The following is a 15,498-nucleotide window of genomic DNA, read 5'->3' on the forward strand; positions in this document are numbered from 1 at the left end:
ATGGGGTTCGGCACCGAGGTGACGATCACGGGGCCGTGGCGCTCACCGGCCCAGATGCTGGTCGAGCAGGAGGTTCGGGCGGGGGAGCGGAGCGTCCACGACCCCGCCACCGCCGGCGCGCTGGGGCTGGCGGGGGCGCCCATCGAGGGCCCGACCCATGTCAGCCAGTTCGACCCGCTCGCCGTCGTCCTGTGGGGCGACCGGTGGTTCACCTCCGGCTGCCTCGGCGCGCACTTCCAGACCATGGTCGTCGAGGGCCAGCAGGTGCAGGCCGCCCTCACGGCCGACGCCGGCCCGGAGGCGCGGGCCGCCCGCATCGCCGCCACCCGGGACGACGGGACGCCGGTGCTCGTCGGGTCCGCGTCCGTGGGCGAGCCCGCCGCCGACGGCGAGGTGCGGGGTCGACTCGGCCGGGTGTCCGACCCGGGGGAGCTGTTCATCCTGGACCGGCTCGAGGTCGGCGCGGTCGCCACCGATCCGGAGCCCGTCCGCATCCGGCGGCGCGAGCGGCACGGACCGCTGTACCCCTTCTCCCTCGACGACAAGCTGGCGCGGATCACCGAGCCGCACCCCTGGTACACCGACGAGGGCGCGGCGACGTCGCCCTGGGGTCGGGCGATCGTGCCGATGGAGATGATCAGCGTCCTGGCGCACCAGCGCCCCGTTCCCTGGCCGGTCCGCTCGCCGTCCACCGCGCTGTTCCTCGACCTGGAGGTCCGGTTGCTGGCGGGGCCGGTGTTCGTCGAGCACGACTACCGCCTCGAACACCGCCTCGAGAAGGTGGGGCAGAGCCGGCGCACGGAGTCCTACTGGACCTCGACCAGGATCCTCGACGCGGGCACCGGCGAGGTCGTCGCCACGACCCTGCTGCACGTCGGCGTCTTCAAGGACTCCTACGCGGGCCACCCCGACGCGGCCGCCGGGCGGGCCTAGCGACCGCAGCGTCCTCGCACCGGGGCCGCGCTGCCCCGGGCATGGGCGATGAGTTCGCCGGTCGCGCCGGGTCATTCCTGGCGACCGCGACGACGACCTCATCGGGAGCACGCCATGGGCCTCATCCACATCGAGATGTTCGCGACGCTCGACCTCGTCGGGCAGGCGCCCGGTGGTCCCGGGGAGGACCCGGTGGGATTCCCGTTCGGCGGCTGGCAGGCGCCCCTGCTGGACGAGGTCGCCGGATCGCAGGTGGCCGCCGCGTACGAGGGCACCGACGCGCTGCTGCTCGGCCGCCGGACGTACGACATCTTCGCCGCGTTCTGGCCGCACCAGGAGGGCGGCGAGGACGACGCGATCGCCCGGCTGTTCAACCGGGTGCCGAAGTACGTCGCCTCCGTCGGCCGCCCCGACCTGTCGTGGGCCGGCTCCACGCAGCTGGGGCCGGACCTGCCCGCCGCGGTGCGCGAGATCCGCGACCGGCACGAGCACGTGAGCGTCGTCGGCAGCCTCGGGCTGGTGCAGACCCTCCTGCGCGAGAAGCTCTTCGACCGGCTCGACCTGTGGGTGCACCCGATCGTGCTGGGCGTCGGGAAGAAGCTGTTCGACGGCGGCGCGGTGCCCACCAACGTGGTCCTGCTCGAACCGCCGGTCGCGTCGCCGACGGGGACCGTGTTCCTGCGGTACGGGCTCGCCGACGGCACGCCGGCGACGGGTGACATGACCGAGACCGACCGCGGCGTCCGCAGCGACGGCTGACGCCCCGCGGTCGGCGGGCCACCCCCGCGATCGGAAAGGGGCGCACCATGGGGACGGCGGCGCGGTCGGCGTCCCACCGGAACGGCCCAGCGGGGGAATGCATGCGCTCGGACGAGGCCACCGCGGTGTCGCGGCTCACCGGGATCGCGCTGCGCGGCGGCGCGACCCGGGTCTCCGAGGTCCACGCGGGCATCGCCGGGCGGACCTTCGCCGCCGTGGGTCCGCTCGCCCGCCCGGTGCAGCGGGTGCACGACGTCGTGACCGCCCTGACCTACCGGACGGTCGGCGCCGCCCTGCGCGCCGGCGCCTCCGTGGCCGGTGTCCTCGCCGCGGAGCGCGCGACCGGGCTGCCCCTCGACGACAGCCCGTCGGCCCGCGTCGCGCTGGCGGTCCTGAACGGGACCCACGGTGACCTGCTCGACCGGGAGACCCCGGCGCTGGCGACCGCGATGACGCTGCGGCGGTCCGGGCGCGCCGTCCCGATCGAGACGGCGGCGCTGCGGGCGGCCTTCCCGGAGGCCGGCGCCCGGCTCGTCGTCCTCGTGCACGGCCTGACGGAGACCGAGGACGCCTGGAGCCGCCGGTCCGAGCACCACCACGGCCGGCCGGACGTCACGTTCGGGACCCTGCTCGAGCAGGACCTCGGCCTCACCCCCCTGTTCGTCCGCTACAACACCGGACTGCACGTCTCCGACAACGGCCGCCGGCTGGCCGGGCTGCTCGAGGGCCTGGTCGAGGCGTGGCCGGTCCCGGTGCAGGACCTCGTCCTCGTCGGACACTCGATGGGCGGGCTCGTCGCCCGCAGCGCGCTCCACCGGGCCGGCGGCGGCACCTCCGCCGCCCGGCCGTGGACGCGGCTGGTCCGCGACACCGTCACCCTCGGCACGCCGCACCTCGGTGCACCCCTGGAGCGCGGCGCGCACGCCCTCACCCACACCCTGGCCCGGCTGCCGGAGACCCGGCCGCTGGCGACGCTCCTGGCCGGCCGCAGCGCCGGCATCAAGGACCTGCGGCACGGCACGCTGGTCGAGGAGGACTGGGCCGAGCGGGACCTCGACGCCCGCACGCCCGGCCGGCACACGCACGTGCCCCTGCACGACGGCGCCCGCCACTTCGTCGTCCTGGCCACCCTGGCCGCCGACCCCACGGGATGGACGGCGAACCTGCTCGGGGACCTGCTCGTGCCGCCCCGCAGCGCCACCGGCGAATCCGGGGACGGCGATCGGCTGGCGTTCCCGCCCGACCACGTGCACCGGCTGGGGCGGCTGCACCACCTCGACCTGCTCGACCACCCGCGGGTCTACGCGCAGCTCCGGCGGTGGCTGGAGACCCGTCCGGAGGGCCCCGCCCCGGCCGCGCCCTGACGGCGGGCAGCGGGTCCGCCGCCGACCACACGGGCGGGACGGTCCGCGTCAGGCCGCGGTCGGGTCGGGCGTGAACCTGCGCCGGGCGAACCGCCAGCCGGCGGCCGTGCGCACGACCGTGTCGTCGTACGCGCCCGCGGCGATGATCCGGCCCGCCGCGATGGCGAAGACGTAGGCCCGGACCCGCGCCGCGTCGCCGTCGAGGTCGACGACGGGGTTGGCGATGACGTGCCGCATGCCGTGCACCTGGGACGCGAACCCGACGAGCTGCTCCCGGCCGGTGAGCCGCGCGCCGTCGGGGAGCACCCCCTCGAAGACGCCGTCCTCGGTCCAGGTGTCGGCCCACGCGCCGGCGTCGCCGTCGTCGATCGTGTGGTTGTACCGGTAGAGGAGCTGCAGGATCTCGTCCCGCTCCTCGGCGATGGTCGTCACAGGGTCACCATCCGGCAGTCGGACGTGGTGGTGCCCGGAAGTGTGGCCCTGGGGCGCGCGTCCCGGGGAGAGTCCTAGGTCGGCGCGTCCCCGGCGGCCGGTTCAGCCGGCCTGCGTCCTGCCCGGGCGGGTGGTCACCGGCTCGGCGAGGCGCTGTTCGTCGACGACCCGCTGCAGCCGCGCGATCGTCTCGGCCAGCCCGGGGCCCCGCCGCTCGCCCGGGGTGAAGGTGGCCGGCAGGTGCCGCATGCCGTTGATGGTGCCGGTGCTGTCGTAGTGGACCGCGCCGGCGGGGTCGCAGACGAAGTCCGGCATGCGGTCGAGGACCGCCTTCACCATCGTCTTGAAGGTCGCCCGCGCGAGGTTGGACCCGATGCAGCGGTGCACGCCCAGGCCGAAGCTGGCGTGCCGGTTGCCCTTCCGGTCCAGCTCGACCGCGTGCGGCTGCTCGAAGACCGCCGCGTCGCGGTTGGCCATGGCGAACGACAGCCACAGCCGCTCGCCCTCGGCGAGCCGTACCCCGTCGATCTCGGCGTCCCGGGCGACGGTGCGGCCGTCGCCCTGCAGCGGGCTGAAGTAGCGCAGGAACTCCTCGGTCGCGCTGTCGCGCAGCTCGTCCCAGTCGCGGATCAGCCGGTCCCGGCTCGCGGGGTGCTGCGACAGCCACTCCAGCGACTTGGCGGTCAGCGCCGTCGTGGTGTCGAACCCCCCTCCGATCAGCAGGAGGACCGCCCCGACGACCTCGAGGTCGTCGGGGGAGCGACCCCCGATGTCGGCCCTGATCAACGCGTCGATGAGGCCCGGCCGGGGCGTCGTCCGGATCTCCGCGACGCTGCCGAACAGCGACATCGCCATCTGCATCGTGAGGTCCTGGATCCGGGCCATGTCCGGGTCCTCGGGCCGCATGTACACCTGCGCGTGGATGGGTTCCGAGTACAGCGTCCAGCTCTCCAGCGGCAGCCCCAGCATGGCCATCGTCAGCACCGCCGGGACGACGTTGGCCAGGTCGTCGACGACATCGATCCGCCCCGTCCCGATCACCTCGTCCAGGCAGGCTCGCGTGATCTCGTCCTGCACCGGTTGCCAGCGGGCGATCGCGGCGGGCGACAGGTAGGGGTTGAGCGCGTTGCGGTAGTAGCGCTGCACGGGCGGGTCCATCTCCAGGAAGCCGGCGATGGTCTGGTGGCCGTCGTCCCGCGGGGAGGGCGGGATCTGCACGCCCCAGTACCCGCGCCGCTCCCCGCGGATGTCGTTGTCGTTGGAGAGGACATCGGCCCGTCGGGCCACGTCGAAGAGCTCCTGGTTCCCGTTGACGAACCAGTAGCCGCCGTGGGTGTCGGTCCAGGCGATCGGCGCGGTGGCGTGCAGCCGGTCGGACAGCTGCACGAAGTCGGCCCGGAAGCCGGTGGAGTGCCGGTCGAGCTCCACCCGGAAGCGGTCCCGGTACGCCGTCCGCGCATCGTCGTCTCCGCTGCCGGTGTGCTGGTTCTCGACGTCGCTCATGCTGCTGCCCCTCGGTCGGTCGCCGACGGCGACGTCTCCGGGTCCGCCGTCGCTGCGGCCATGACGCTAGCCAGGGTATTGCCACAGCGGCAATACCCTGGGGTCACGGGGTGCGCAGCCGCCCGGCGAGGTCGAGGAGCAGGCGCTGCAGGGTGGCGACGTCCGTCGCGCTCCAGCCGGCCAGAACGGGGGAGAACAGCCGCAGACCGGTGTCGAGGATGCGCCGCCCCACGACGCGACCGTCCTCGGTCAGCCCGAGGACGACGGCGCGGTCGTCCTCCGGGTCCGGCCGCCGGGCGACGAGACCCGCGTCCTCCAGGCGCCGTCCGATCCGTGCCACGTTCGATCGGCTCGTCTCGATCGCGGCGGCCACCTCGGTCGGCCTGGCGGCGCCCCGGTAGACCAGCTGCAGGAACAGCCGGAACGCCGCGGCGTCCTCCCGGAGGGGGAAGTCGCCGGCCGCCATCAGCCGCCGGAGCAGGGTTGCCGACGTCGCCCACGTGACGATGTCGTAGACCGCCGTCTGGAGGTCCGGGCCGTCGACGCCGGTGAGCGGCAGCATCGCATCGGCACTGAACCCGTCGACCTGACCGACCGCGCTGTCCCTGGGCACGGGGTTCATCATGTCGATCGACGGGCGCGGCCGACGACCCGGCCACCACGCCCCGGCGGGGTTCCGAGCGGAAGGATCACTGTGGCCATCGAGAGGGCCGTGACGGTCGAGGGACCCGTGGAGGGCGCCGCGCCGCCGTACGGGGCGCCGGCGGACGACGTCCTGGCCGAGCACGGCTACGTCTGCGAGGAGTTCGTCCTCGAGGGCAGGGTGTCGGCCTACACGCACGCCGACGGGGAGCGGCCCACCCCCGACGGCCGGTGGACGGCGGAGCCGGCGAGGGAGGCGGACTTCCGCACGCGGATCCTCGTCGTCCGGCCGCGGGACGCCGCCGCGTTCAGCGGCACGGTCTTCCTGGAGTGGCAGAACGTCTCCGCCGGCTACGAGCAGCCCGCCCCCACCGGGGGTGAGGTCTACCGCGGGCACGCCTGGGTGGGCGTCAGCGCCCAGGAGGCCGGGCTCTACGGCGCGGGGATGGGGCTCCAGCAGCGCAGCGGGGCGCCGCTGCTCGATGCCGACCCCGACCGCTACGGCGACCTGCACCACCCGGGCGACCTCGGCTGCTTCGACATCTTCTCCCTCGCGGCGCAGCGGGTCGGCCCCCGGCGGGGCGCCACGGGGATCGATCCGATGGGCGGGCTTCCCGTGGCGCGGGTCGTCGCCGTCGGCGGCTCGCAGTCGGCCATGCGGCTGTGCGCCTACGCCAACGGCGTGCACGGTCTGCACGGCGTCGTCGACGCCTTCCTGCTGACCGTCTGGGAGGGTCGCGCGCCGCGCCTGGACGACGGCTCGACGCCCATGCCGCTGGCCACGACCCTCCGCGCCGACCTCGACGTCCCCGTGCTCGTGCTCAACAGCGAGTTCGAGGTGACCGCCACGCACGGGCTGGCGCTCGAGGACACCGACCGGCGCCGCGTCTGGGAGGTCGCCGGTACCGGTCACGGCGTGCGGCGGAGGCCCCTGCCGCAGGAGGCCGGGGTGTGGGAGACCAACCCGGTCACGTGGCGCCCGGTGTACGAGGCCGCGCTGCGCGCGGTGCACCGCTGGCTCGCGGACGGCGAGGCGCCCGCCGTCCGGCCCCGGATCGCGATGCAGGAGGAGGGGTACCCGACGATCGTCCGGGGGGAGGACGGCAACGCGCTCGGCGGCGTCCGGCTGCCCGAGATCGCCGTCCCGATCGCCGAGCACCGGGGGCGCAAGGGGGGAACGGGTAGCGCGTCGCTGTACGGGGGGCGCCGCCGGTACTCCGCGGAGACCCTCCGGCAGCGCTACCGCTCGCGCGAGGACTACCTGGCGCAGTGGGCCGCGGCGGTGGGCGCGATGGTCGAGGCCGGCACGCTGCTGCCCGAGGACGCGCCGGCCATGCGGCTGCACGGGGAGGAACTGGCGGCGGCCCTGCCGCCGGAGTGAGCCGCGCGTCCTCCTGACTGCCGCCGATCGGCGCCGGCCGATTGACGTATGCCGATATCGGCATATGATTGGGTGCATGGCACGGGCAGCGACGACGTCGGACGTCTTCAACGCGATCGCCGAGCCGCAGCGCCGCCGGATCCTGGTGCTGCTGCGGGCCGGTGAGCGACCGGTGACCGAGGTGGCGCAGGAGCTGGGGCTGCCGCAGCCGGGGGCGTCCAAGCACTTGCGGGTGCTCCGGGAGGTCGGGCTCGTCCGCGACCGCAGGGCGGGCAAGCAGCGCCTGTACGGCCTCGACGCCCGCGGGCTGCGGCCGGTCCACGAGTGGACCGGCGGGTTCGAGCAGTTCTGGAACGAGAGCTTCGACCGGCTGGACGCGTACGTGCGGGAACTCGAGCAGGCACGCCAGGAGGAGCAGCCATGACCGCGACGGCCGACCGGGAGATCGTCATCTCCCGGGTTCTCGACGCCCCCCGGGAGCTGGTGTTCGAGGCGTTCACCGCGGTGCGGCACCTGTCGCAGTGGTGGGGGCCGGAGGGGTTCTCCACCACCACGCGGGCGTTCGAGTTCTCGGTCGGCGCCGAGTGGGTCTTCGTGATGCACGGACCGGACGGGACGGACTATCCCGAGTGGATCTCCTGGACCGAGATCGCCCCGCCGGAGCGGATCGCGCTGCTGCACGGAGAGTTCCGCGGCGATCCGAACGCCTTCGAGTCGGTGCTCACGTTCACCCCCGAGGGGGCGGCGACCCGGATCGAGATGCGCACCGTGTTCCCCACCGCGGAGTTGCGCGACGCGGCGGTCGAGGAGCACCGCGCCGTCGAGGGCGGTCAGCAGACGCTCGGCAACCTGGCCGCGTACGTCGCCGGGACCGTCCGGACGGGGGCGTCGGGCTGATGGCCGGAAAGGTGTTCTTCAGCGTGTCGATGTCGCTGGACGGCTTCATCGCGCCCGAGTCCCCCGAGGAGCTCATGGGGCGGCAGTGGGTGGAGCTGCAGCAGTGGGTCTTCCCGACGCGGTTCTTCCGGCAGAACCTGAAGCTCGGCGGGGGCGGGGAGACGGGGCGCGACGACGACATCCTGCGGGAGACGTTCGAGCGCACGGGCGCGAGCGTGATGGGCAAGCGCATGTTCGACGCCGGCGAGCACGCGTGGCCGGAGGAGGCGCCGTTCCACACGCCGGTCGTCGTGGTGACGCACGAGGAGCGCGACCCCTGGGAGCGCCCGGGCGGGACCACCTTCTCCTTCGTCGGCGACGGCATCGAGGCCGCGCTCGACCGGGCCCGCGCCGCCGCCGGCGACCGCGACGTCCGCATCGCGGGCGGCGGCGCGACGATCCTGCAGTACCTGAACGCCGGCCTGGTCGACGAGTTCTCGGTCGCGGTCTCGCCCGTGCTGTTCGGCACGGGCGTGCGCCTGTTCGACGGCGTCGACGCCGGCCGCATCGCCCTCGAGCCGCTGCGCGCAGAGCCGACGACGCGCGTCACCCACCTGACGTACGCGGTCCGGGAGCGGTAGCGGTCTCAGGCGCTCTCGTCCGGCGACCCGGCGCGGGCCATGCCGAGGAACTTGGCGAACTGCGCCGGGCCGTTCTCCAGGACGTCGACGTAGCCACCGGCGCGGATCTCGTCCCAGTGGGCCCGGACGTCCTCCGGCTGCGCGTCCCGCCCCAGGAAGACGCCCCGGGTCTCGGGGAGCTCGGTGACGGAGAAGGCGCCGCCGCCGGCGTTGAGGATCACGCCGTTGGGTGCGTCCGCGCCCACCAGGAACAGCACGCCGGAGGTCACGGCCTCCGGTGGCAGGCTCTCGGCGTCCGCCTGGTCGCCGATGATCGTCCCCTCGGTCATGCGGGACCGGGCGACCGGCACGATGGTGTTGGTGTGGACGCCCTTGGCGGCGCCCTCGATGGCCAGCACCTTCATGAGGCCGAGCACCGCCGCCTTGGCGGTCGCGTAGCCGGCCTGGCCGAAGTTGCCGTAGGTCCCGTTCTGCGAGGACGTGAACAGGACGCGGCCGTAGCCCTGCTCGCGCATCAGCGGCCAGACGGCGTGGGTGCACCGCAGGCTGCCGGTCAGGTGCACGTCGAGCACCGTGAGGACGTCGTCCAGGTCCACCTTGTGGAACGAGCGGTCGCGCAGGATGCCGGCGTTGTTGATCAGGATGTCCACCCGCCCGAAGGCGTCCACGGTCTCGTCGACCATCGACTGCACCCCGGCCGGGTCGGTGACGCTGGCGCGGTTCGCGATCGCCTCGCCACCGGCTGCGCGGATCTCGGCCACGACGCTGCCCGCCGCGTCCTCCTCGCCGACTCCGCCGTCCACCGAGGAGCCGGGGTCGTTCACCACCACCCGGGCGCCGCGCTGCGCGAGCGCCAGGGCGTAGCTGCGCCCCAGCCCCCGTCCGGCACCGGTGACGATGGCCACCCGGTCGGTGAAGTCGTCGGACGTCATGTCGCTCCTCGTGCTGGATGTGGGCCCGCGCTCCGGTGGACCCGTCGCGACGATGCTGCCCGATGTGCGCCCGGCGTCGTCGGCGATCGTGCGGCACCCGGCGTCGCACGCCGGCCGCCGGACGCGGCGAACCGGCCGCCGGCGCCACCGGGGCAGGAAAGTGGGCAGATGGTGCCGTCGTCCGGGCTCGCCGGACCCGCTCGGTCTAGGTCTGCGGCGGCCGGTCGCGCGCCAGCCACGGCGGCGCCTGCAGGAGCAGGTCGGTGGCCAGGAGCACCTGCCGGCGCACGGTGTCGTTGGGCGCCTCGCTGGCGCCGGCCCCCAGGGACCACAGCAGACCGGAGATCGCGTCGACGACGGTCGAGGGGTCCGCGTCCGGCGACACCTCGCCCGCCTCGATCCCGCGGCGCACGATGTCCTCGGTGACCTGCCGGAGGCCGAGCGACCGGGCCCGGTACACCGCCGCGATCTCCTCGTCGTGCTGGGCCAGCCGGGCGAGCTCGAAGTACTGGAGCGAGCTCTGCCGGTCCTGGAAGGCGTGGCTCACGACCGCGTGCACCAGTGCCCGCACCTGCTCCAGGACGCCGTCCTCCGCGACGACGTACCGGGCGATCTTCTCCTCGTAGGACGTCGGGGACTCGAGGACCGCGGCCCGCGCGAGTTCCCGCTTGGACTCGAAGTAGCGGTAGATGGCCGCGCGCGTGATCCCGGCGTCCGCGGCCACGGTGTGCAGGTTCATCCCGGCGTAGCCCACGGAGGCGAGCTGAGCGGACGCCGCGGCGAGGATGGCCCGCCGGGTCGCGGCGGCGTCGGCGTTCGGTGGGCGGCCCAGCGCGCGGGTGCCCAGCTCGTCGCGGGCGGGCGGCGGCTCGGTCATGAGGGGCTTCCGTTCCTCCACCGTGCGGATCGGCTCGCCAGCATGCCCCACGGCGGGCACGTTGACGGCCGTTCCCCCGCCCCGATAGCGTGAAGTGACTCGAAAGTCACTTCCTCGCCGTCGCGCCGGTCCCGGCGCGGGTACGCAGCGCATCGACCCACGATCGGGGCCCCATGGACACCTCCGCGATCCCGCTCGTCTCGGCGGACGCGCACGTGAACGAGCCGCGCCGGCTGTGGTGGGACGCGCTGCCCGCGTCCATGCGGGACCGGGCGCCCGCCCGGATCCGGCCGAGCGAGGAGGGCGCCTGGGAGCTGCGGCGGCACGAGCAGACGACGCTCACCCAGCGCCAGGCGGACGCGGCCGAGGAGGCGGCCCGCAACGAGCAGAACGACCTCGCCCACCGCCTCGCGGTGATGCGCGAGGACGGCATCAACGCCGAGTGCGTCTTCCCGACCATCGGCCTGTACGTGTGGGAGATGGACGACGCCGCGCTCGGCGAGGCCTGCTGCCAGATCTACAACGACTGGATCTTCGACACGCTCGAGTCGAAGTCCCCGCGGCACCGGTGCGCCGGGATGATCCCGACCTGGGACATGGCCATGGCGCTGCGCGAACTGCGCCGGATCGCCGACCTGGGGCTCGGCAGCGCGATGCTGCCGCTGCGGGGCGTGCCGGAGGAGTACAACAGCCCGCACTGGGAGCCGTTCTGGGAGGCCGTGGAGGAGTGCGGGCTGCCGGTGGTCCTGCACCAGGGCAGCGGGCACGACATGCTCTTCTACCGCGGCCCCGGCGCGGCGGTGGCCAACCTGCTGGCCACCCAGTCGATGGCCCCGCGGAGTGCCGCGCTGCTGACCACCTCGGGGGCGCTCGAGCGGCACCCCGGGCTGCACGTCGTGTTCGTGGAGACCAACGCCGCGTGGCTGTCCTGGGCGATGGACACGCTCGACTCCTACTACGACGCGTTCCTGGCCAACCCCGGCTGGGTGCGCCCGGAACTGGCGGAGAAACCCAGCCACTACCTCCGCCGGCAGGTCCACGGCACGTTCCAGTGGGACCCGACCGGGATCCACAACATCGACCGCACCGGCACCGGGCCGCTGCTGTGGGGGTCGGACTACCCCCACAGCGAGGGCACCTACCCGCACAGCCGGGCGGTGGTCCAGGAGCAGTTCGGGCACCTCGCCGAGGCCGACGCCGCGGCGATCCTCGGCGGCAACGCCACCCGGCTGTTCGGGTTCGACCCCGCGGTCGTCGGCACCCCCGTGCCGGATCCGGACCCCACGACGAGGAGAACTGCGTGAGACGACAGGCGCTCAGGACCGGCCCGTACGGGATCGGCCTCGGGATCCACACCGTGCACGTCGCGGAGGCGGTCGAGCCGGTGGCCCGCTTCCTCGAGGACGTCCTCGGCGCGGTGCTGTTCATGGGCGTGGACGAGCCCAACTACCTGGAGCCGGAGGACCGCTGGGCCTGCGTCGGCGTCGTCGGCGACTGGGCGATCGAGGTCATGGCACCCAACCGGCCGGTCGACCCGACCAAGCCGGTGGGGCGGTTCTTCACGAAGTTCGGATCGCACCTGCACTCGCTCGGCTACGAGGTCGACGACATCGTCGGCCTCGGGAACTCGCTCATCTCCCGCGGGGTCTACATCGGTGCGCCCGGCGGCGGGCAGCTGGAGAAGATGCCGGACGACGCGACCTACTGCTTCCCGAGCCCGGCGCAGACCGCCGGCCTCATGGTGCAGCTGACCGCCTTCTCCATCCCCGGTGACCCGAGGGTGCTCGACACCTGGAGCTCGCAGGCCAAGCAGTGGGCGAACATCCACCCGATGGGCATCACCCGGTTGGCGTACCAGACGGTCGGCGTCCGCGACCTCGACGAGGCGCTCGCCCGCTACGTCGACCTCTTCGACGTCCGCCCGATCGCCTCCGGAGTGTCCGAGGCGGAGGGAGCCCGCTACGAGGTCGTGCAGCTCGGCGACCTGCTGCTGCGACTGGCGGAGCCGACCGACGAGACCTCGCCGCTCGGCCGGCACGTCGCCCGATACAAGAACATGCTCTACGGCGTCACGTTCCAGGTGCGCGACCTCGACGCGGCGCAGGCCTGGCTGGTCGCCAAGGGCATCAGGACCGAGCGGCTGTCCGCGGGCCTGCTCTCGGCCGATCCGGACGACACCTTCCACATGCCCCTGTTCTTCACCACCGAGCGGATCGGCGGGGATCCGTTCGCGGCGTGACGACGCGGTCGGCGGGAGCGGTCAGCCCTCCTCGGCGGCGGGCTTGCGGGCGCGGCTGGGCTGGACCCGCATCGGCTCGCCCGGCATCTTCGGGTAGTCCGGGGGATAGGGCATGTCACCCAGGCCGTCGTCGGCGGCCTGCCGCTCGGCCAGCTCCAGCAGCGGCTCGATGCCGAACGCGTGCTCTGCCAGGCCGGCGTGCTTGTCGCCGACGGCCCGGAAGCGCTCCGGCATGGTCAGCACGGTGAAGTCCGTGGGGTGGACGTCGGGGAGCTCGTCCCAGTCCAGCGGCGCCGACACGGGGGCGTGCGGCTTGGGCCGGATGGAGTACGCGGAGGCGATCGTGCGGTCCCGGGCCATCTGGTTGTAGTCGACGAAGATCTTCTCGCCGCGCTCCTCCTTCCACCACGACATCGTCACGCGGTCGGGGAGGCGCCGTTCCAGCTCGCGGCCGAAGGCGATCACCGCCCGGCGGACGTCGGTGAAGGTCCACCGCGGCTGGATCGGGACGTAGATGTGCACGCCGCGGCCGCCCGAGGTCTTCGGCCAGCCCTGCATGCCGAACTCGGCGAGGAGTTCCCGCACGTGCGGGGCGACCCACACCGCGTCGGAGAAGTCGGTCCCCGGCTGCGGGTCGAGGTCGATGCGGATCTGGTTCGGCGACTCGACGTCGTCCTTGCCGACCGGCCACGGGTGGAAGGTCAGCGTGCCGAGGTTGGCGCACCAGGCGACGACGGCGACCGAGTCGGGCGCGATCTCGTCCGCCGTCCGGCCGCTGGGGAAGGTGATGTGCGCGGTCGGCACCCAGTCGGGGGCGTTCTTGGGCACCCGCTTCTGGTAGAACGCGTCGCCCGTGTTGTCCATCCGGGTGGAGAGCCGTGCGCCCTCGAACACCCCGCCGGGCCAGCGCTCCAGCGTCGTCGGCCGGTCGCGCAGGGCGAACAGGATCCCGTCGCCGACGGCGAGGAAGTACTCCACGACGTCGATCTTGCGGATGCCCAGGTCGCCGAAGTACGGCTTCTCCGGGTTGGAGACGCGCACGTCGTGCCCGTCGACCTGCAGGACCACGGCGTCCTTGCTGGAGGCCATCCCCGCCCTCTCGTCGTTCCGCCGGAGCCGGAGAGGCCCAGGTCAGCGAGCCGGCCTCAGGCCGGGCACACCAGCCCATCCTGCGGGACGACCAGGTCGATCAGGTAGCGGTTGACCGTGTCCGTCACGCACGCGGTCTTCGGATAGGCCGTGTGGCCCTGTCCCTGCCAGGTGACCAGGACGCCGGAGGTGAGGTCCTCGGCCAGGTCGACCGAGCCGGGCAGCGGCGTCACCGGGTCGCCGGTGTTGCCGACGACGACGATCGGTGCGCTGCCCTCGGCGTCGCGTTCGGGCAGCGGCGTGCGGGGCGCGTCCCACGCCGTGCACAGGTACAGCGCGGCCGCGGAGTCGGCGCCGAAGAGCGGGTAGCGCGCCCCCCAGTCGGCGGCCAGCGGGGCCACCTGCTCGCGCGTGAAGGTCACGTCCTCGGCGGTGTCGGCGCAGTTGATCGCGAAGTTGGCGTCGAAGAGGTTGGCGTAGCTGCCGTCCCCCCTGCGCTGGGAGTAGCTGTCGGCCAGCGAGAGCAGCCGGGCCGCGTCGCCGTCCCGCGCGGCGCGCAGCGCCTGGGAGAGCTGCGGCCACGAGGCCGGCTCGTACATGGCCGCGGTCACCGCGGTCATGACCAGCCCCGGGGTGGCCTGGCGGGTCTCGCCCGGCGTGCTGCTGGGGAACGGCGCCGCGGCGGCCTGGCCGAGCATGTCGTAGAGGTACTGCCGCGGGTTCTCGAAGAGCGGGCAGCCCGAGATGAGGGCCGTGCAGCTCGCCGCGAACGCGTCGAAGCCCGCCTCCAGGGCGGCGGCCCCGGCCTCGGCGTCGGCCTGCACGTCGCCGTCGGGGTCGACGGCGGCGTCGAGCACCAGCGCGCGGACCCGGTCGGGGAACAGCTCGGCGTAGGTCGAGCCCAGCGTCGTGCCGTAGGAGTAGCCGAGGTAGGTCAGCTGCTCGTCGCCGAGCGCGGCCCGCAGCCGGTCCATGTCCCGGGCGGTGTCGGTCGTGTTGAAGGCCCCGAGCGCGTCGCCGTACTCGTCGGCGCAGCCCTCCGCGACGTCGTCGTACAGCCCGAGGACGGCGTCCAGCTGCTCCGGGGCGGCCGGCCGCGGCTCGTCGGCGAAGAACTGGTCCTTCTGCGCGTCGGTGAAGCACTCCACCGGCGTCGTCAGGCCCACGCCCCGGGGGTCGAACCCGACGACGTCGAAGCGGCGCAGCACGTCCTCGGGCAGCGTCTGGGAGAGGCTGAGCGCGGCGTCGGCGCCCGAGCCGCCCGGCCCGCCCGGGTTCACCACGAGGGAGCCGATCCGCTCGGTCTGGCCGGGGAAGCGGGCGCGCAGCACGAACATCGGCAGCGTCTCGCTGTCGGACTCCTCGTAGCTGATCGGCACGTCGAGGTAGCCGCACTCGTAGCTGAGCGACCGCGGGTTGGCGACGCCGATGCCCAGGATGTCGTCGGTGCAGTCCTGCAGCTCGATCGGCTCGACCTCCTCCGCGGCCGTCGTGGACGCCGCCGCCGAGGAGGACTCGGCGGCCGTGGAGTCGGCGTCGTCGCCGTCGCCGGAGGTGCATCCGGCGACGGCGAGGAGCAGGCCGGACGCAGCGGCGAGAAGACCGCGGGAAGCACGCATGATCACCCCAGGGTAGGAGCGCTTCCTGGGAGCCGCAGCGGGTGTGCCTACTGATCGACCGTCACGTCGGTGAACGGCAGCAGGTGCTCCACCCGCGGGAAGACGAGGAACAGGAGCACGGCGCTGACGATCACGACGAGCAGCAGGGCGCAGAACGCCTTGCTGCCGGTCCCGCCGGGGAGGTGCCGCCAGATCCACGAGTACACGAGCC

Annotated in this window: 17 protein-coding genes; 9 read left to right on the plus strand and 8 right to left on the minus strand. The window is 73.7% G+C overall.

Annotated features, from left to right (window positions below):
- The 3 genes from BMY88_RS00780 (at window position 1) to BMY88_RS00790 (ending at window position 3,056) form a co-directional block, all read left to right on the plus strand.
- On the plus strand, window positions 1-933 hold the full coding sequence (locus tag BMY88_RS00780; protein WP_091939145.1) for a hypothetical protein: 933 nt from the start codon (window positions 1-3) through the stop codon (window positions 931-933).
- 114 nt (window positions 934-1,047) lie between these two features.
- Window positions 1,048-1,692 carry a dihydrofolate reductase family protein gene (locus BMY88_RS00785; RefSeq protein WP_091939147.1) on the plus strand — a complete coding sequence of 215 codons (645 nt, stop codon included), beginning with the start codon at window positions 1,048-1,050 and terminating at the stop codon, window positions 1,690-1,692.
- 101 nt (window positions 1,693-1,793) lie between these two features.
- Window positions 1,794-3,056, plus strand: a complete 1,263-nt coding sequence (locus BMY88_RS00790) for a lipase family alpha/beta hydrolase (protein ID WP_091939149.1) — start codon at window positions 1,794-1,796, stop codon at window positions 3,054-3,056.
- Window positions 3,057-3,104: 48 nt separating this feature from the next.
- On the opposite strand, the gene BMY88_RS00795 is transcribed toward BMY88_RS00790, so the two are convergent.
- The 3 genes from BMY88_RS00795 to BMY88_RS00805 all read right to left on the minus strand — a co-directional run bounded on the left by BMY88_RS00795 (window position 3,105) and on the right by BMY88_RS00805 (window position 5,604).
- Window positions 3,105-3,488: a nuclear transport factor 2 family protein gene (locus tag BMY88_RS00795; protein ID WP_170860899.1), complete on the minus strand. Its 384-nt coding sequence runs from the start codon at window positions 3,486-3,488 to the stop codon at window positions 3,105-3,107.
- Between the two features lie 102 nt (window positions 3,489-3,590).
- Window positions 3,591-4,991: a cytochrome P450 gene (locus BMY88_RS00800; RefSeq protein WP_091939151.1), complete on the minus strand. Its 1,401-nt coding sequence runs from the start codon at window positions 4,989-4,991 to the stop codon at window positions 3,591-3,593.
- Between the two features lie 103 nt (window positions 4,992-5,094).
- Window positions 5,095-5,604: a MarR family winged helix-turn-helix transcriptional regulator gene (locus BMY88_RS00805; protein ID WP_170860900.1), complete on the minus strand. Its 510-nt coding sequence runs from the start codon at window positions 5,602-5,604 to the stop codon at window positions 5,095-5,097.
- Between the two features lie 81 nt (window positions 5,605-5,685).
- On the opposite strand from BMY88_RS00805, the gene BMY88_RS00810 reads away from it, so the two are divergent.
- The 4 genes from BMY88_RS00810 (at window position 5,686) to BMY88_RS00825 (ending at window position 8,531) form a co-directional block, all read left to right on the plus strand.
- Window positions 5,686-7,014, plus strand: coding sequence for an alpha/beta hydrolase domain-containing protein (locus BMY88_RS00810; protein ID WP_091939155.1), 1,329 nt, complete (start codon window positions 5,686-5,688; stop codon window positions 7,012-7,014).
- A gap of 76 nt (window positions 7,015-7,090) precedes the next feature.
- Window positions 7,091-7,438, plus strand: a complete 348-nt coding sequence (locus BMY88_RS00815; protein ID WP_091939157.1) for an ArsR/SmtB family transcription factor — start codon at window positions 7,091-7,093, stop codon at window positions 7,436-7,438.
- A complete protein-coding gene (locus tag BMY88_RS00820; protein WP_091939159.1) occupies window positions 7,435-7,911 on the plus strand; it encodes an SRPBCC family protein in 477 nt (158 codons plus the stop codon). The genes BMY88_RS00815 and BMY88_RS00820 overlap by 4 nt, the downstream gene beginning before the upstream one ends.
- On the plus strand, window positions 7,911-8,531 hold the full coding sequence (locus BMY88_RS00825; RefSeq protein ID WP_091939161.1) for a dihydrofolate reductase family protein: 621 nt from the start codon (window positions 7,911-7,913) through the stop codon (window positions 8,529-8,531). Before BMY88_RS00820 ends, BMY88_RS00825 begins: the two co-directional genes overlap by 1 nt.
- Before the next feature lie 5 nt (window positions 8,532-8,536).
- Here BMY88_RS00825 and BMY88_RS00830 read toward each other — a convergent pair whose 3' ends face one another.
- Window positions 8,537-9,463 (minus strand): SDR family NAD(P)-dependent oxidoreductase, encoded by a 927-nt coding sequence (locus BMY88_RS00830; RefSeq protein WP_091939164.1) that lies wholly within the window; start codon window positions 9,461-9,463, stop codon window positions 8,537-8,539.
- A 205-nt stretch (window positions 9,464-9,668) separates the two neighbouring features.
- The gene (locus BMY88_RS00835) at window positions 9,669-10,340 is read right to left on the minus strand and encodes a TetR/AcrR family transcriptional regulator (protein WP_170860902.1); all 672 of its coding nucleotides are present in this window, start codon (window positions 10,338-10,340) and stop codon (window positions 9,669-9,671) included.
- A gap of 173 nt (window positions 10,341-10,513) precedes the next feature.
- Here BMY88_RS00835 and BMY88_RS00840 point away from each other — a divergent pair, with 173 nt between their 5' ends.
- Window positions 10,514-11,644: an amidohydrolase family protein gene (locus BMY88_RS00840; protein ID WP_091939168.1), complete on the plus strand. Its 1,131-nt coding sequence runs from the start codon at window positions 10,514-10,516 to the stop codon at window positions 11,642-11,644.
- The gene (locus tag BMY88_RS00845) at window positions 11,641-12,579 is read left to right on the plus strand and encodes a VOC family protein (RefSeq protein ID WP_091939170.1); all 939 of its coding nucleotides are present in this window, start codon (window positions 11,641-11,643) and stop codon (window positions 12,577-12,579) included. Before BMY88_RS00840 ends, BMY88_RS00845 begins: the two co-directional genes overlap by 4 nt.
- Before the next feature lie 21 nt (window positions 12,580-12,600).
- On the opposite strand, the gene BMY88_RS00850 is transcribed toward BMY88_RS00845, so the two are convergent.
- Genes BMY88_RS00850 through BMY88_RS23630 form a run of 3 tightly spaced genes read right to left on the minus strand, consistent with a single transcriptional unit; the run spans window position 12,601 to window position 15,493 of the window.
- Window positions 12,601-13,668, minus strand: a complete 1,068-nt coding sequence (locus BMY88_RS00850; RefSeq protein WP_091939172.1) for a DNA polymerase domain-containing protein — start codon at window positions 13,666-13,668, stop codon at window positions 12,601-12,603.
- Window positions 13,669-13,724: 56 nt separating this feature from the next.
- Complete coding sequence (locus BMY88_RS00855; RefSeq protein WP_091939909.1) at window positions 13,725-15,287, minus strand: alpha/beta hydrolase; 1,563 nt, start codon at window positions 15,285-15,287, stop codon at window positions 13,725-13,727.
- 47 nt (window positions 15,288-15,334) lie between these two features.
- Window positions 15,335-15,493, minus strand: coding sequence for a hypothetical protein (locus BMY88_RS23630; RefSeq protein ID WP_091939174.1), 159 nt, complete (start codon window positions 15,491-15,493; stop codon window positions 15,335-15,337).
- Between the last annotated feature and the right edge of the window lie 5 nt (window positions 15,494-15,498).

The sequence above is a fragment of the Trujillonella endophytica genome, assembly GCF_900110555.1.
In the GTDB taxonomy this organism is placed as follows: domain Bacteria; phylum Actinomycetota; class Actinomycetes; order Mycobacteriales; family Geodermatophilaceae; genus Trujillonella; species Trujillonella endophytica.

Excerpts from the sequence above, each read along its gene's own strand:
- BMY88_RS00780 (WP_091939145.1), top strand. The coding sequence starts at position 1 with ATGGGGTTCGGCACCGAGGTGACGATCACGGGGCCGTGGCGCTCACCG.
- BMY88_RS00850 (WP_091939172.1), bottom strand. The coding sequence starts at position 13,668 with ATGGCCTCCAGCAAGGACGCCGTGGTCCTGCAGGTCGACGGGCACGAC.
- BMY88_RS00790 (WP_091939149.1), top strand. The coding sequence starts at position 1,794 with ATGCGCTCGGACGAGGCCACCGCGGTGTCGCGGCTCACCGGGATCGCG.
- BMY88_RS00830 (WP_091939164.1), bottom strand. The coding sequence starts at position 9,463 with ATGACGTCCGACGACTTCACCGACCGGGTGGCCATCGTCACCGGTGCC.
- BMY88_RS00815 (WP_091939157.1), top strand. The coding sequence starts at position 7,091 with ATGGCACGGGCAGCGACGACGTCGGACGTCTTCAACGCGATCGCCGAG.
- BMY88_RS00785 (WP_091939147.1), top strand. The coding sequence starts at position 1,048 with ATGGGCCTCATCCACATCGAGATGTTCGCGACGCTCGACCTCGTCGGG.
- BMY88_RS00820 (WP_091939159.1), top strand. The coding sequence starts at position 7,435 with ATGACCGCGACGGCCGACCGGGAGATCGTCATCTCCCGGGTTCTCGAC.
- BMY88_RS00840 (WP_091939168.1), top strand. The coding sequence starts at position 10,514 with ATGGACACCTCCGCGATCCCGCTCGTCTCGGCGGACGCGCACGTGAAC.
- BMY88_RS00835 (WP_170860902.1), bottom strand. The coding sequence starts at position 10,340 with ATGACCGAGCCGCCGCCCGCCCGCGACGAGCTGGGCACCCGCGCGCTG.
- BMY88_RS00825 (WP_091939161.1), top strand. The coding sequence starts at position 7,911 with ATGGCCGGAAAGGTGTTCTTCAGCGTGTCGATGTCGCTGGACGGCTTC.
- BMY88_RS00855 (WP_091939909.1), bottom strand. The coding sequence starts at position 15,287 with ATGCGTGCTTCCCGCGGTCTTCTCGCCGCTGCGTCCGGCCTGCTCCTC.
- BMY88_RS00800 (WP_091939151.1), bottom strand. The coding sequence starts at position 4,991 with ATGAGCGACGTCGAGAACCAGCACACCGGCAGCGGAGACGACGATGCG.